1 protein-coding gene is annotated in these 1222 nt (G+C 69.2%); it reads left to right on the forward strand.

The genetic code is table 11. The features are described 5' to 3' along the window. Window positions 1-229: 229 nt before the first annotated feature. The coding region (locus ACFQ87_RS46625) for an IS110 family transposase (RefSeq protein ID WP_380617116.1) at window positions 230-1222 on the forward strand (993 nt) is incomplete at its 3' end.

Raw genomic sequence — 1222 nt, forward strand, 5'->3', positions numbered from 1 at the left:
AGTAACCCAGACCGGCTGCGCCGGCCGCCGTGAGGCCGGGAAAATCGGGGTGTGTCCGTCCGGGACGCCGGCGAATCTGTGATGCCTGTGAGCTCGAGTGTCAGTATGGCGTCGGGAGCCGCTTGCAGGGACCGTCAATTGTTGCTGCAGCACGCGGACCAGACTCTTCAGCCCTGTGGCTCCTCCGGACGGCACACCGTTCAACCCGGTCGTGGTGGGAGGGGCTGTCATGGAAGTGCTGCACGAGCGGTGCGCCGCGCTGGACATCGGGAAGAAGGACCTCAAGGCGTGCGTACGCACCCCGAACCCGAGCGGCCGACGCTCGAGACGGCAGGAGATCCGGACCTTCGCCACGACGACGAACGCGCTGCTGGAGCTGCGGGAATGGCTGGTCGCCGAGCGGGTCACCCTGGTGGTCATGGAGGCGACCGGTGACTACTGGCGCGGGGCGTTCTACCTGCTCGAAGACTGCCTGGACGTGATCCTGGTCAACGCCGCCCACGCCAAGGGGCTCCCCGGGCGCAAAACCGATGTCGCGGACTCCGCCTGGCTGTGCCAGCTGGGCGAATGCGGACTGCTGAAGGCCTCGTTCGTGCCGCCCGAGCCGATCCGGCACCTGCGCGACCTGACCCGCTATCGCTCCACCCTCGCGGGCGAGTTGTCGCGGGAGGCCCAGCGCCTGGAGAAGGAGCTCGAGGACGCCGGGATCAAGCTCTCCACCGTCGCCACCGACATCCTCGGGGTGTCCGGGCGGGCCATGCTCGACGCGCTCATCGACGGCGAGCGCGACGTCCACGCGCTCGCGCAGATGGCCAAGGCCCGTATGCGTCCCAAGATCCCCGCTCTTGCCGAAGCGCTGACCGGCAACTTCAGCGAGCACCACGCGTTCCTTTGCCGCATGCACCTGGAGCGCATCGACCAGATCAAGACCGCGATCACGGAGCTGTCGGCGCGGATCGAGGAGGAGATGCGCCCTTTTGCCCGGCAGCTTGAGCTGCTGCAGACCATCCCCGGCGTCGGCCAGGCCGTCGCGGAGGTCCTGATCGCGGAGACCGGTGCCGACATGTCCCGGTTCCGCACCGCCGGACACCTCGCCTCCTGGGCGGGAGTCTGCCCCGGACACCACGAGTCCGCAGGCAAGCAGAAGTCCGGGCGCAGACGCCACGGAAACCGCTGGCTCGGCGCCGCGCTCGGCACCGCCGCGATGGCGGCCTCCCGCACC

Source organism: Kitasatospora sp. NPDC056531 (genome assembly GCF_042794375.1).
Lineage (GTDB): Bacteria > Actinomycetota > Actinomycetes > Streptomycetales > Streptomycetaceae > Kitasatospora.